9 protein-coding genes are annotated in these 15,112 nt (G+C 62.1%); 3 read left to right on the top strand and 6 right to left on the bottom strand.

What is annotated here, in order from left to right; all coding sequences use genetic code 11:
- Nucleotides 1-2 precede the first annotated feature (2 nt).
- Nucleotides 3-1,190 carry a UDP-galactopyranose mutase gene (gene glf / locus ACF0H6_RS05160; RefSeq protein ID WP_395248711.1) on the bottom strand — a complete coding sequence of 396 codons (1,188 nt, stop codon included), beginning with the start codon at nt 1,188-1,190 and terminating at the stop codon, nt 3-5.
- A gap of 212 nt (nt 1,191-1,402) precedes the next feature.
- Here glf and ACF0H6_RS05165 point away from each other — a divergent pair, with 212 nt between their 5' ends.
- Nucleotides 1,403-3,298 carry an FHA domain-containing protein gene (locus ACF0H6_RS05165; RefSeq protein ID WP_395248712.1) on the top strand — a complete coding sequence of 632 codons (1,896 nt, stop codon included), beginning with the start codon at nt 1,403-1,405 and terminating at the stop codon, nt 3,296-3,298.
- Nucleotides 3,201-5,582, top strand: a complete 2,382-nt coding sequence (locus ACF0H6_RS05170; protein WP_395248713.1) for an FtsK/SpoIIIE domain-containing protein — start codon at nt 3,201-3,203, stop codon at nt 5,580-5,582. Before ACF0H6_RS05165 ends, ACF0H6_RS05170 begins: the two co-directional genes overlap by 98 nt.
- Nucleotides 5,583-5,618: 36 nt before the next feature.
- Here the strand turns inward: ACF0H6_RS05170 and ACF0H6_RS05175 are convergent, their stop codons facing one another.
- Nucleotides 5,619-6,116, bottom strand: coding sequence for a hypothetical protein (locus tag ACF0H6_RS05175; RefSeq protein ID WP_395248714.1), 498 nt, complete (start codon nt 6,114-6,116; stop codon nt 5,619-5,621).
- Between the two features lie 228 nt (nt 6,117-6,344).
- Here ACF0H6_RS05175 and ACF0H6_RS05180 point away from each other — a divergent pair, with 228 nt between their 5' ends.
- Nucleotides 6,345-6,593, top strand: coding sequence for a WhiB family transcriptional regulator (locus ACF0H6_RS05180; protein ID WP_003804966.1), 249 nt, complete (start codon nt 6,345-6,347; stop codon nt 6,591-6,593).
- Between the two features lie 144 nt (nt 6,594-6,737).
- Here the strand turns inward: ACF0H6_RS05180 and ACF0H6_RS05185 are convergent, their stop codons facing one another.
- The 4 genes from ACF0H6_RS05185 to ACF0H6_RS05200 are packed head-to-tail and all read right to left on the bottom strand — an operon-like array spanning nt 6,738 to nt 15,103.
- The gene (locus ACF0H6_RS05185; RefSeq protein WP_395248715.1) at nt 6,738-8,207 is read right to left on the bottom strand and encodes a sensor histidine kinase; all 1,470 of its coding nucleotides are present in this window, start codon (nt 8,205-8,207) and stop codon (nt 6,738-6,740) included.
- Nucleotides 8,208-8,237: 30 nt separating this feature from the next.
- Nucleotides 8,238-13,091: an NAD-glutamate dehydrogenase gene (locus ACF0H6_RS05190; RefSeq protein WP_395248716.1), complete on the bottom strand. Its 4,854-nt coding sequence runs from the start codon at nt 13,089-13,091 to the stop codon at nt 8,238-8,240.
- Nucleotides 13,092-13,148: 57 nt separating this feature from the next.
- Nucleotides 13,149-14,462, bottom strand: coding sequence for a CpaE family protein (locus tag ACF0H6_RS05195; RefSeq protein WP_395248717.1), 1,314 nt, complete (start codon nt 14,460-14,462; stop codon nt 13,149-13,151).
- On the bottom strand, nt 14,459-15,103 hold the full coding sequence (locus ACF0H6_RS05200) for an SAF domain-containing protein (RefSeq protein WP_395248718.1): 645 nt from the start codon (nt 15,101-15,103) through the stop codon (nt 14,459-14,461). Before ACF0H6_RS05200 ends, ACF0H6_RS05195 begins: the two co-directional genes overlap by 4 nt.
- Nucleotides 15,104-15,112: the final 9 nt, after the last annotated feature.

Here is a 15,112-nt window from a genome sequence, read left to right on the forward strand (position 1 = left end):
GCTCACGCGTCCACTCCTCCGCTTTCAATTGCTGCACCGCTTTCGAAATGCGGCCGGATCTTGTTGTCAAACATGGAGAGCGCCGAACCGATTGCCATGTGCATGTCCAGGTACTTGTAGGTGCCCAGCCTGCCGCCGAAAAGTACGTCTCTTTCCGAGGCAGCGAGATCCCGGTACTTGAGCAACTTCTCGCGGTCCTCCGCGGTATTGACCGGATAGTACGGTTCGTCGCCCTTTTCCGCGAAGCGGGAAAACTCCCGCATGATGACGGTTTTTTCGGTCTGGTATCCACGCTCAGGATGGAAATGGCGAGGTTCGATGATCCGGGTGAACTGGACGTCGTCGTCGTTGTAGTTCACTACGGAAGTTCCCTGGAAGTCTCCAACATCCAGGACCTCTTCCTCGAAATCGATCGTTCGCCACGAAAGGTCGCCGGCCACAAAGTCGAAGTAGCGGTCAACCGGGCCGGTGTAGACAACGGGAATCTTCCCAACGACCTTGTCCTTCGAATACTCATGCGAGTCGTCAAAGAAGTCCGTATTCAGGCGTACTTCGATGTTCGGGTGCTCGGCCATCTTCTCGATCCACGCCGTGTACCCGTTGGTCGGGAGACCCTCGTATTTATCATTGAAGTAGCGGTTGTCATAGTTGTACCTGACAGGAAGCCGCGAAATGATCCCAGCTGGCAGGTCCTTGGGATCCGTCTGCCATTGCTTCCCGGTGTAATGCTTGATGAAAGCCTCGTACAGGGGGCGACCGATCAGTTGGATGCCCTTGTCATTGAGATTCTGCGGATCAGTTCCCGCGAGTTCGCCCGATTGCTCCTTGATCAGGGCCTGCGCCTGGCTGGGAGTCAGATTGGCACGGAAGAACTGGTTGATCGTTGCCAGGTTGATGGGCAGGGAGTACACCTCGCCCTTGTGGACGCCGTACACCTTGTGAACGTAGTTCGTGAACGTCGTAAACCGGTTGACGTACTCCCAAACCCTCTCATTTGAGGTATGGAAAAGGTGTGCACCATAGCGGTGCACCTCGATTCCGGTCCGCTCTTCCGTTTCGCTGTATGCGTTGCCTCCGACGTGATGCCGGCGGTCGATGACAACAACCTTCAAGCCCAGCTCGGTGGCTGCCTGTTCTGCGATTGTCAGGCCAAAAAAGCCTGACCCGACAATGACGAGGTCAGCGGTCACAAAATCTCCTGGTTCGAATATGAGCAGCCCAATGGTCTGCATTGGCTGCAGGTCAAGCCTACCTGAGATGCCGCATCCAATTGCCGCATCGCCGGTTCAATACCCGGCGAGCGCGGGGTTTTCCACATAGGCCAACTGACCAAAGACATCCGGTCCTCATCGCACATACCTTGGAAGGAACATCGATCCCGCGAGCCGAAGGAGCGGACCCAGTGACATTCCATTGCACCCTGGTCCGGGGCCCGCTGGCGCTGCTGCAAGATCCACCCGTTGAGCTGGCTATCACCATCGTCGACGGCGGCTCGGGCGCCCTCGTCCAGGCCGCGGTCGCCGCCGAATTCAAGACCGGGGAACTAGTGGTTGGCGGATTGCCGCTCAGCGGCCTCACTGTCGGGGCGCCGCCCCTCGTGCCTGGAGCCGTGTTGGTTGACGGCGCGGACCCAGGAGAACAGGACGCCCCCCACGCCGGACCCGGCCCTGCTGCGTTATCCCTGCTTGTCCATGCGGGACCGGCTGCCGGCGTCATCGTTCCGCTGGAACGGGGCAGTTACAGGATCGGCCGCAGCCACACGGATATTTGCCTCGCGGATCCCGACGTTTCCAGGGATCACGCGGTCCTCACGGTTTCCGAAACGGCGGTCACGATCACCGACAACGCGAGCTCGAATGGAACCACCGTGGACGGACGGAAAATCCGCACCGCGGTCCTCTCAACGGCTTCCAGAATCCGATGTGGTGACTCCGTCATGTCAATAGTCTTCGACCACGACGAACTCGGAATAGACTCACTACGCGCAGCGGGCCGGAGCGTCGCGGAGCCCCTCTCGGTGCCACGGAGCAGTCATGCAAGCAGCAGAGCCCAAGTGCTCCTCACCGCCGGGCTGCCGCTCTTGCTCGGAGTCGCCATGGCCCTCGCCACAGGCATGTGGATGTTCCTCGGATTCACTGCAATATCCGCAGTCGCGGTTCTTGCCCCGGCGATCGCGGGAAGGCGGCAACGCCACGCGCTGGCCGTCGCCGTCGAAGAGGCCGTGGAACAAGACCGGAATCGACGACGGCGGTCCTCACCGTCCGCAGCCGAACTCGCCTTCACCATCAACTCATCTTCTTTCGTTGCTGCACGGGAACGCGGGCCAAACCAGTTGACTGTGCCAGTAGCCGGGACGGCGCACGTTACTGGAGCGGGGCAGGGAACCGGGACGACGAAGGGAACTGTTGCGGCGGAGGGAACAACCACCGGCCAGGAAACAGTGGCGTGTAACGAAATATGGCTTCGGATCGGCACCAGTCAACAAAAAGCCCGGGTTGAACTGGATCCCGTCGATCCAAGCTTTCAGCCGCCGCTGTTGGGTCAAGCTCCTCTTACGCTCGACCCCGGGATCCAGACCGTTTCGGTAGCCGGACCTCAAGCCAAGGTGGAAGGCATGTTCAGATTTCTGCTCATGCAACTCGCAGCCTTTCCGGCCGTGACGGACATTCCTGTCCTGATACACGGCCCCCTCGCACATCTGCCAATCGGTGCCCGTTTCCTGCCCGGTGTCGCCATGTCCGTGGACCTCGATTCGGCCGAAGCCATTCTCTCCGCCCGGGCCAACAGAGCCGGGGCGCTGTTCCTGGTCGGGTCCGTGCTTGACTCCGGTGTGGCCGCACTACGGCAAAAGGCGGTCCAATCCGGTTGGCGGGTTTTCCAATGCACTGAGGACGGAGATCAGGCAGAGTGCGTGGTGGAGCTTTGGGACAAACGCGCGGTCCTCCGCTCCGGGCTTTCGAAATCGGAATTTGACCCTGATCTGGTCCCGCACTTTGTCTTTGATCGTTTTTGCCGCTCGTTGGCAGCGATGCCCGTTGTGACGACCCAGGGCTTCGGTGATGCCCTCTGCCTGTTCCTTGGTGGACTTGCATCCAACGGACTCCTCCGGAATCGCGGCCCATTGGAGCGCCTCTTCAGCGCGGGGTGGATTATTCGCAGTCATTGGGCAAGGGGCCGGCCGGCCCCAGTCTTTGGATCTCGTGTCCGACGGTCCGCATCTCCTGGTGGCCGGAACCACCGGATCGGGAAAGTCCGAGCTCCTGCGCACTATTGTGTCGGCGATCTCGCTGACCCATAGCCCGGACAAGGTCAATTTCTTGTTCGTTGACTTCAAGGGAGGCTCCGGCCTCGGGCCTTTGGTCGATCTGCCTCATTGCGTCGGAATGGTCACGGATCTCAGCGAACACGAGCTGGAGCGTACTCTCTCCTCGCTCCGGGCTGAGGTCCGGTTGCGGGAAGCGTGCCTGGCGAAGGCGAATGTCCCTGACCTGCCGGCATATTGGGGCACGTTCATCGCGGCTAAGGAAGGGATCGCGGCAGGACGACGGCAACAATATCCAGTCTTTCCCCGTCTCGTACTTGTGATCGACGAATTTAGGATGCTCATTGAAACCGCACCGGCGGCCCTAACCGAACTTATGCGGATCGCCACAGTGGGCCGATCTCTGGGCATACACCTGATCATGGCGACGCAACGCCCGCAGGGCGCCCTGAGTCCCGACATCAGGGCCAACGTCACCACCAGCATCGCTCTTCGGGTCCAATCAGAAATGGAATCCCGGGACATCATCAATTCGCCGGCAGCGGCAGCGATTCCGGTATCCCTCCCCGGCCGTGCCTATATTGTCCGCGGCTCGGAGGAGGCCGAGCCTTTCCAGTCAGCGGTTCTCTCCTTCAGGGAGCGCCCTCGACTACCGGCAGGGACCGTTGCGCGAACGGCGGCCGAATCGCTCAGCCTCGGCGGCTCGTCGCCCACTGCCGAAGCGGGGATTCACTGTCCGGCGGAAACCCCCGCGGAAGCCGCGCGTCCAACTATCAAAGCAATCAGTCGGGCTTGGGACATGCATGGAAAGAGGACGCTCCGAAGACCTGTTGCGGACCCTCTTCCGGAGTTCATCCCCCCGCGCCAATCCCTCGGCTCCGCTGCATCGGCGGGCAAGCATGCGGCACCCGGAAGACCGGCAGGCCCAGCGGCGTACCTTGGCTTGGTCGATTTGCCGGCCCACCAACGGGTTGCCACCCTGCGTTGGATCCCCCATGCCCACGGGAGCCTCGCTCTGCTGGGTCCTTCTGCGAGTGGAGTCGAAGGCGCCTGCCGCTCTGCAACGGCGCAGCTTGTGGAAAGTACGGAATTACTCCACGTCTATGTACTCGACGGAGACGGCTCTTTTGCCGATGCGGCCGCTGAAGGGTGCATCGGAGCTGTGGTGCCCCTCGACCACGTCAGAAGGGGCGTCCGCGTCTTGGAGAGGCTGGCGGCTGAAGTCTCGTCGCGGCAATCCCGCAGCCCCGTGGCTCGTGAGATTCCCTTGCTGCTCGTCATTTCCAGTTGGGGTTCCTGGGTGGGGCAATTCCGTGCCGGGCCGCTGGCGTGGGCCGAAGACCTCGTCCACACAATAGTCCGCGATGGCCCGAAGACGGGATTGACTGTCTTGCTCACAGGCGACCGCGAACTGGTCGCCTCCCGTATGTTCGCGTCGATTCCCAACCGCGCATATTTTCCCACCGGCACTACGGAAGAGGGGCGGCTGGCGTGGCCGCGTTTTGCTGCAATGAAGCCACTCCAAGGCCGGGCGATCGTGAGCGGTACTTTCCTTGACGCGGACACGGCTGTTGCCCAGTTCATCGCAGCGCCGCCAAGGACGCCGTGGCCCTCCGTCGAGATTCTTGAGCCCGAACGTCGACCATTCAAGGTGGAACCGTTGCCGCCCATCGTCCGGGCCTCGGACATCATGGCAGATGCTCACATCGCGGCCGCCGCCTTTTCCCCAGCCGGAGCGGCTCGAGCAGTCCTGCTTGGTTTAGGCGGCGACGAAGCCGAACCCGCCTGGATCACGCTACCGCGCACGGCCGTCCTTTTGGTCCTTGGCGGTCCCGGTACAGGGAAATCATGGCTGCTCAAGGCATTGCCCCTCCTCAACCCAAGCCAACAGCTCAACCCAAGTCAACAGCTCAACCCAAGCCGTCAGTGGCTCTCAGCGCCCGCGGAGGCAGATCCCGACACCTTCTGGCGCGACTTCTGCAGGGACGCAAGCCGCAATCTGGACGGCGCCGGCACCATTCTCCTCGTGGACGACGTCGAACGTTTGGAAAGCAGCACAGGAGCTCTCCTTGCTGAACTTCCAGGCAAGGGTTTCTCCGTGGTGGCAACTGCCGCGCACCATCCAGCCCTGCTCCAACGCGCGGCGCTTGCTTCCCTCGCCCGGACCCAAGGAACCGGGATACTGCTAGGCCCTCGCTCGCCTAACGATGGGGACTTCTTCGGCCTCCGCGTCGACGTCGAACAGGAGCCGCCGCCTGGGCGTGCTGTCCTGATCGAAAACGGTCGAACCCGTGCGCTCCAGATCGCCGCTCCCGAATAAGGCGCCGCGATAAGGCGCCGCGCCCTGGCTAAACCGTCAGAGCGCCGAGCGGGATCCACCGGTTCGTGACGCAAAGGAGATGACTCGCTTGGAGAACAAAAAGACAATCACAGCCAAAGCCGGTACCACCATGGCGAGGCCTGCGAGGAGTAGGCCGCCGGTCATCGTCGGAAACCCGATCGTCAGGACGAACAACTGTGCCACCAATGCGGCCGAGCGGGGCCAACGGTAGCCGCGGAACAGGAAGTGGCCCACCGCAAACAACCACGCAGAGAAAGCGAGCAACAGGCCCAGGGTGAAGACGGCTCCCCAGAATGAGGCCACGGGCGCCCCGATGACCAACTGGTAGGTATACAGCGCCGCTGCGGTCAGTAGCGCCAAGGCTTCGAGCACGACGACTATCGAAATAACAACGATTCCCACCGGTCGCTGATCCCCGCCGGATGCTCCGGCAGAGTGGTTGGGGGCAGTCCCTTGGCCATCGTTGCCAGGTGCGGCTGGGTCATGGGGGGAGTTCAGCGGGGGTCTTGACACACTGGCACACTACCCGACATAGTCGGATACCTGTGAGCACACCTTCAGCCGATGTGATGCATCGCTCACGGTTTCAAACGCTTGAACCCCTTGTTTACATGGCGTTAACATGACACGCTTGACTCAGACGACCGAGGGGGCCCAATGGGTCCCCTTTCCTATGAAGCCTCTCGTGAATATTTTCACAAAAGGCTTAACTAGTACTCACGAATGGAGTGACTGATCAGCATGGATTGGCGTAACCGCGCAGCCTGCCTCGACAAGGACCCGGAGCTTTTCTTCCCAGTAGGCAATACCGGCCCTGCGCTTCTTCAAATCGAGGAAGCAAAGAGCGTCTGCCGTCGCTGTCCAGTGGTGGACACCTGTCTTCAGTGGGCTCTTGAATCGGGCCAGGACGCCGGTGTCTGGGGCGGGATGAGCGAAGACGAGCGCCGCGCACTCAAGCGCCGGGCCGCCCGGGCCCGCCGCGCTTCCTAAGGCGTCTGGACCCAACACAGCGCCCGTCACCAACGCAGCGCCTGCAGTCAAAAGAATAAAGAAGGATGGCCCGGACCTTAGGTCCGGGCCATCCTTCTTTATCTCACCGCAATTGCCGGCCCTGCGGCTCGTTGGCACACAGTCTCAGCTTCGCACCAAGTTCAGGACGATCTCGACGGCGGTGCCCCCGCCGTCGCGCGGCATCCACTGGATGCTGCCTCCAAGCTCACTGGTGACAAGCGTTCGAACGATTTGAAGGCCGAGGCCCTCTGTGTATGAGCCCTCCGGCAGTCCGACGCCATCATCTGCAATCGTCACCGTCAAGAGCTCGTCGTCGCGCTCCCCCTTAGAACGATCGGCCATCAGCCATACTGTTCCGGCCCGGCCTTCGAGGCCGTGCTCCACGGCGTTCGTCACGAGTTCATTAATGACAAGGGCAAGGGGGGTGGCGAAGTCGCTCGGCAATTCACCGAACAGGCCCGCGCGCTCAGTCCGGACGTGCTGCGAAGGGGACGCTACTTCCGCCGAGAGCCGGAACTGACGTCCAATGAGTTCATCGAAATCAACGCTCTGCGTGAGGCCTTGGGAAAGGGTCTCGTGCACCAGGGCAATAGTCGCCACGCGGCGCATTGCTTGTTCCAAGCCTTGCTTCGCCTCATCGCTGACCATGCGCCGCGACTGCATGCGCAGCAAAGCCGCCACCGTCTGCAGGTTGTTTTTGACGCGGTGGTGGATTTCACGGATCGTCGCGTCCTTGGTCACCAGCTCGAGCTCACGGCGTCGCAGTTCGGACACATCGCGGCACAGCACTAAGGCACCGAATCGATGCTTTTCATCGCGCAACGGAATCGCGCGCAACGACAAGCTGACGCCGCGGGACTCAATTTCGCTCCGCCACGGCATACGACCGGTAACGACGAGCGGCAACGTCTCGTCCACCATCCGCCGATCCTTGAGGAGGCCTGCTGTGACCTCCGCAAGCGACCGCCCTTCCAAGGTCTCCACCTCGCCAAGGCGACGGAAAGCGGAGACACCGTTCGGACTCGCATACTGGACGATCCCATCGGCGTCGAGCCTTATCAAGCCGTCGCCCACGCGGGGCGCACCGCGACGGGAGCCCGTGGGAGAGGCGAAGTCGGGCCACAACCCGAGTGTTCCCATGCGGAGCAGATCGTAGGCGCATTGCCTGTACGTCAGCTCCAGACGGGAAGGCATCCGTGAACTGGAGAGGTCCATGTGCGAAGTAACCACAGCAAGAGTCCGGCCATTTCGAACCATGGGCACTGCTTCAACCCGCAGTGCCATCTCGCTGCTCCAACTCGTTTCGCTGGAGCGCTCGATGGAACGGCTGGACCATGCCTTGTCGACTATCGGCTGCAGGTCGGAACGGATCCCTTCGCCCACGAAGTCCGCATGAAACACCGTGTGGCTCGTTGACGGCCGCACGTGTGCCAACGCGATATAGCCGAACTCCGGATGCGGAAACCACAGAGCCAGGTCCGCGAACGCAAGGTCGGCGACCATCTGCCAGTCGCCGACCAGGAGGTGCAGCCATTCAGCATCTCCAGGCCCGAAATCAGCGTGCTCCCTGATGGGGTCTGTAAAGATTGCCACTGCACCTCCATATAACGCCGGGGCTTGTCCCTAGCGTCGAACGATTGACCTCAAGAGCCTCAATGCTACCGACAGAGAAGCCATGTCGTCGGCCTCCAACGCGTTGACCTCGTCGAACATGCTCTTCGCACGCCCCAGTTGATCGGCGTTGAGGTCCTCCCACGCCCGCAAACGGGCTTCGGCGTCGAGGGCGGGGTCGGTCGATTCGAGCACCGACGTCGTCATGTCCGCGACTGTCGAGTAGAGATCGTCCCGCAGTGCCGCACGGGCAAGCGCCTGCCACCGGTCATTTCGAGGAAGTGCCGTGATCCGCTCGAGCAATGAATCGGCATGGAACCGGTCGAACACCGTGTAGAAGACGTGGCTGACCTCTTCCACCCGGGACCCGCGGCTTTGCGCGATCTTTGCGATGTCGAGAAGCACGAAGCTCTCGAAGAGCTCAGCCCAGCGATGGGCCAGCATGTCGGGGAGGCCCCATGCGCGCGCCTTCTCGAGCCAACCGGTCACCCGCTCCTTGTCGCTGCCACGCAAGTAGTCAAGCACGCGTGCCCGCATCGGATCCATCATCGGCTTGAATTCAGCGACGACCTCCGAGATCGGCATGGAAGCGTTGCCCTCGGTCAGCAACCAACGAACCGCGCGGTCCAGGAGCCTCCGAATGTCGAGATGGACGGTGCTCCAATGTTCCGTGGGGAACGAAGCCGGCAGTGCATTGAGTTCCCGCACCATCGAATCCAATTCGTAGATCTCGCGGAGGGCTACGAACGCCTTCGCTACGGCAACCTCGGTGGCCGAGGTCTCTTCCATAGTGCGGAACGCGAAGGTAATGCCACCCAGATTGATCATGTCGTTGGCAACTACAGTCGCGATGATCTCGCGACGCAGGGGGTGCGTGTCCAGTTCCGCGTCGAACCGTTCCCGGAGCTGCTTCGGGAAGTAGGAACGGATCGTCTTGCGGAGCCAGGGGTCGTCCGCCAGATCGCTGTCGCGCAATGCCGATCCCAATTCGATCTTGGCGTATGCGGCGAGGACAGACAGTTCCGGAGACGTCAGGCCCTGGCCCTGTTCCAGCCGCTCGCGAAGCGTGTCGGTGGTCGGCAGCGCTTCGAGGTCGCGCTTGAGGTCGGCGGACTTCTCCAGCCAGTCCATCAGCCGCTCGTAGCTGGGGCTCCATTCGGCAACGCGGGTACGGTCATTGAGCAACAGGATGTTCTGATCGATGTTGTCCTCGAGCACCAGGCGGCCGACCTCGTCGGTCATGTCAGCGAGGAACGACGTGCGCTCTGAGGCATCAAGTTTACCTGCGGCAACCATACGGTCGACGAAGATCTTGATGTTGACCTCATGGTCGGAGCAATCCACACCGGCCGAGTTGTCGATGGCGTCAGTGTTGAGGATGACGCCCTGAAGTGCGGCCTCAATTCGTCCGCGTTGCGTCATTCCGAGGTTGCCACCTTCGCCGACAACCTTGACCCGCAACTCGCGCCCGTTCACGCGGATGCCGTCGTTTGCCTTATCCCCCACTTCGGCGTGGGACTCGGTGCTGGCCTTGACGTACGTCCCGATCCCACCGTTGTACAGGAGATCGGCCGGTGCCAGGAGTATGGCCCGCAGAAGTTCCGGAGGGCTCAGCTGTACCGTTCCGTCCGGAAGGCCGAGCGCCCTGCGGATCTCCGGCGAGACCGGAATGACCTTGGCCTGACGCGGGAACACCCCGCCGCCTGCACTGATGAGCGAGCGGTCGTAGTCATCCCAGGACGAGCGGGGAAGATCGAAGAGACGCTGCCGCTCAACGAACGATGAAGCGGCATCCGGCGTCGGGTCCAGGAAAATGTGGCGGTGGTCGAAGGCGGCCAGCAGGCGGATGTGCTTGGAAAGCAGCATTCCGTTGCCGAAAACGTCGCCGGACATGTCCCCCACGCCCACCACAGTGAATTCCTCGGTCTGGGTGTCCAAGTCCAGCTCGCTGAAGTGGCGCTTGACCGATTCCCAAGCGCCACGTGCCGTAATGCCCATGGCCTTATGGTCGTAGCCGATCGAACCGCCGGACGCGAATGCATCACCGAGCCAGAATCCATACTCGGCGGCCAGGCCATTGGCGGTGTCGGAGAACGTTGCCGTGCCCTTGTCGGCTGCCACCACGAGGTAGGAGTCGTCGTCATCCTGCCGAACAACGTCCGACGGCGGCACGATCGTCTCGCCGTCGGCCGTCGTCACGAGATTGTCGGTGAGGTCGAGCAGACCTCGGATGAAAGTCTTGTAGCTCTCGATGCCTTCGGCCATCCAAGCTGCGCGGTCAATTGCCGGGTCCGGAAGCTGCTTCGCGAAGAAACCGCCCTTGGCGCCGGTGGGCACGATCACGGCGTTCTTCACCGTCTGCGCCTTGACCAGGCCCAGGATCTCGGTCCGGAAGTCTTCACGACGGTCCGACCACCGGAGGCCGCCACGGGCCACCTTGCCGAATCGCAGATGCACGCCTTCAACGCGCGGGGAGTACACCCAGATCTCGTACTTTGGCCGCGGGAACGGCAGGCCATCGATCTTCGTCGGATCCAGCTTGAAGCTGACGTAGGACTTGCCTTGGAAGTAGTTCGTGCGCAGCGTCGACTCGATGAGGTTGACGAAGGTTCGCAAGACCCGGTCGGCGTCGAGCGTGGCCACCTGGTCAATCGCCTCAGCCAGTGCACCACGGGCGCTTTCCTGGCGCGACGGACGCGCAGCCTCATCCGAAGCAGGATCGAAACGGGCTCCGAAGAGATCAATCAGGCCCCGGGCAACCTCGGGGTTGGCGAGAAGGGTGTCTGCAATGAACTCGAAGGAGTTGGTGTTTCCCATTTGGCGCATGTACTTCGCATAGGCGCGGAGCATCACCACCTGCCTCCAGTGAATCCCCTCGCGGAGGACCAGCCGATCGAAGCTGTCCGATTCCACCGCGCCGGTTACGGCTGCGCTGAAGGAGTCAGCCAGGAGCTGACCGGTGGCAACGGGATCTACCCCGGCAGGGTACTTCAGGCCGAGGTCGTAGAGGAAGAAGTCCCGGTGGTCTGCCGTCTCAATTTCGAAGGGGCGTTCGTCCAGGACTTCGAGGCCAAGATTGTGGAAGTAGGGCAGGATCTGGCTCAGGCTCTTGGGCTCCAGGAGGTAGAGCTTGACGCGCGCATCTTCCTCGAGGGCCTCGCCGGCGCCGCTGGGCAAGTAGACATGAACACCGGGAATCCCCTGGACGGCGACGCCAGAGTCATCGCTCGTGGCACCGTACTTCTCGAACCGTTCAATGTCCTGAAGGGCATCCTCGACCTCATAGTCCACGCGGTAGCCCGCTGGGAATGCATCTGCCCAGAGGGCGGACAATTTCTCGGAATCCAAACCGCTGGCATTCTCGCGAAGTACTTCCGCCACCCCTTCTGCCCAGGACCGCGATGCCCGGACAAGGCGCATCTCGAGTTCCCGGGTGTCGACGTCGCGCAGTTCGGCCTCACGTGGGAGCCGGATACGGAAGAAAACCCTAGCCAGTGCAGACTCCGTTATACGGGCCTCATAGTCGATGCTCTCGGCTTCGAACGTCTCGCGGAGTTCCTGTTCGATTCGCTGCCGGACGTTGGTGGTGTAGCGGTCGCGGGGCAGGTAGACCAGGGCGGACATGAACCGTCCGTAAATATCGGGACGCAAAAAGAGCTTCGTGCGGCGCCGTTCCTGGAGCCGCTGGATGCCCAAAGCCGTTGCGGCCAGATCTTCGGTCTCGATCTGGAACAGTTCGTCACGGGGATACGTCTCGAGAATGCCTACGAGGTCCTTGCCGGAATGGGAATCCTGGGGGAACCCAGCCGAGCGGAGGACGGCGTCCACCTTTTCCCTGACGATGGGAATATTCCTGACGGAACCGGTGTAGGCGCTCGTGGCGAAAAGGCCGATGAAGCGGCGCTCGCCGTTGACGTTGCCTGCCACATCGAAGCTCTTGACACCGATGTAATCCAGGTACGCGGGGCGGTGCACAGTGGAGCGCGAGTTGGCCTTGGTGATGACCAGGGCCCGCTTCTCGCGTGCCTTCCTGCGTCCGGCATCAGTGAGGTGCTGGATCTGGTGCGGATGATCACCCGCCCGCAAGAGACCCAAGCCGCTCCCGTCACGCAGCTCAAGGACGTCTTCGCCGTTTTCGCTAACGAGGTCGTACTCCCTGTAACCGAGGAAAGTGAAGTTGCCGTTGTCCAACCAACGCAGGAGATCTTGGGCTTGCCGGAGTTCAGTAATGTCCTCGGGGTGGGCCACCTTATCCAGGGATGAAGCCAGCTCCAGCGCCTTGGTGCGCATCTTGGGCCAGTCTTCGACGGCGGCGCGGACATCACTCAGGACACGGTGGATTCCTTCGACGAGTTCCTTCTGGAAGTCATCCGCCACCCGGTCAACCTCGACTGCGATCCACGACTCCATGTGGGAGATATTGTCGCCCTGGGCGATCAGATGGGCGACGTTCGGCATCGCGGCGGTGTCGCCGCTCGAGATGCCGAGAGTGGAGGGCACGCGGGCAATGTCGGAAAGATCGCCTGTCCGGTGATCACGCGACACCACGAAGAGCGGGTGCATGACGAAACGGATAGCGCAGTTCTGGCGCACGAGTTCTGCGTTAACCGAGTCCACCAGGAACGGCATGTCATCCGTCACGATGTACAGCACGCTGCGGTCCGCCTCGTTGGCAATCGTGACGTTGGCGGTTCCCGGTTTGCGGGTCATTCCTGCTTCCCGGTGGGCACGTGCCCTTGAGGTCAGCTGCTCGGCAGCGTATCCGCGTGCGTCCTCCTCTGCGAGATGCTCGTAGTAGTCTCCGAAGAACCCCTCACGGACTACTGCAGGTTTCGAACGATCCTCCACGCTGGATCCTGACGACATCTACAAACGCCTCCATCACATCTTGATTGCTGCGTCCTTGCAGCCCACATGGCGAGCCTAACGCTTTAGCCGCCGCCTTGCTCTGGAATAAATGACAGAGGATTTGCCATTTTGCTGGACGGGTGCACAGACCAATTTGACGATTGCATGCCGCAGGGCCGATTCGGGCGCAGTTTCGAAGAGCACTGCGCCCGACAGCAGGGCAGCATCGCAAGCCCCCGGGTCGGACGGAAGGAAGGCCTCGACACCGCGATCGGGGCCATACCGTTCCCAGGCTTCGCGAAGTTCACGCTCGGGTGACCGGCCCGCGGAAGCTGCCCGGACCCTGTTCAAGACCACTCTTGGCGCTGCCTGCGGGATGGCCCGTTCGAGTTCGGCGAGGCCACGCACGAGGCGCGGGACCCCGATGGCATCGGCCGAGCCCACTGCGTACACCGTGTCCGCCAGTTCGATGCTGCGGAGGGTGGCGGCGTTGCGCCTCGGGGCAATGCTGTCGAAACTGAGTTCTTCGTCGGCTTCCAGGCAGAAGCCTGCATCAACCACCACGACGTCGGCGACCTCCTTGGCGTATTCCAGCACCGAAGATAGTGCGGCCGCCCGGAGCTCGGTCCACCGATCTGCACGTGTAACGCCCGTAAGAACCCTGAAGACCCCGGCCTTCGTGAAGACGGGCGAGGCGATCCGCTTGAGCGATTCCGAATCCAACAATCCTTGATCGGCCAATCGACAAGCCTGCGCGAGACCGGCGGACTCGTCCAGCAGGCCCAGGGAGGCCGCGACGCTGGCCCCGTAGCTGTCCGCATCCACCAGGATGACGGAGTTCCCTTCGCGCGCGAGCTCCGCGGCGATGTTGACAGCCACAAAAGTCCGGCCCGGCGCTCCGGCAGGTCCCCAGACCGCGATGATCCTGCCGGCCCCTGCTGGTTCGTGTTCTGTTTCCTGCGCAACACCGGAGTGACGGAGTTCCGCGGCGGGGTCCGCATACCCCGAGTCCCGCCGCTCCTCACGTGGCCGCGCCTGTCCTGCCAGCTGACCAACTGCAACGGAGATCTTTGAAGCCAGCGTCGCGGAATCTACATCCAACGGCGCTGTCACGACGCCGATGCTGCGCAGCCGGACCACCTCGGCCGGATCATCGCTCAGGGCGACGACGGACACGCCGACAGCCGCCAGCCGATCGACCAGCGATGCCGACAGCTCTTCTGCACTCTCGGCGATGACTGCTGCGCGCGCGAGGCCGCTTTGGCACGCGGCCAGAAGTTCGGCGAGTTCTCCGCACCGACGCACTACCGTCACCGGCCCGTGGAGCCGTTCTAGGCCTCCGACCAAATCTTCCCGGGACTGCCCAACCGTAACAACGGGGATACTCACTTGCCGGCACCGCCCGGATTCCAAACAACTGCAACCTTTGCCTTGTTCGCCTGCGCACCAAGGAGTTTCGGCATCTGGTCATCGGTCACCAGGGCCAGGACAACTTTCTCCTTGGATCCTCCGAGCGAGGACGCGCCTTCGGTGACATGGGCGATTTCCGCACCGGGCAAGAGCAGCTGTGGCGTGCCGAAACCATTACGCGCATCCGGGAGGGACACCCAGACGTCAACACGCGATCCCGCCACGGCCTGGGCCGGCAGTGATTCCTGGATCGGGATTGCGACCGGTTTGCGGTCCAGGGAATCGGCCGCTCCCAGGCTTTCCTGTGGCACTAGCTGGTTCTTGGCGATTCTCTGGACTGCAACCTGTCCCTCGGGTAAGCCCTCCGCGACAGTCACATAGCTGGACTCGACGTCGTCGAGCCGCACTTTGACGACATCGAGAACGTCCTTGCTGACTCGCTGACCAACTGCAATCGGTTCGCGAGCGGCGTAGACCTGAATGGTACGGTCCGCGCTTCCCACGACGGCTATAACACCGGTCAGCGACGCCAGGGCCAGGAGAATCCCCACCAGAAGGCGAGGGTCCTTCCACGACGGTCGCTTGAGTCTCGCTGCAGCTGCCGCGGTGGTGATACTCATCCTGCTCCC

The organism is Arthrobacter sp. NA-172, assembly GCF_043952055.1.
Lineage (GTDB): Bacteria > Actinomycetota > Actinomycetes > Actinomycetales > Micrococcaceae > Arthrobacter.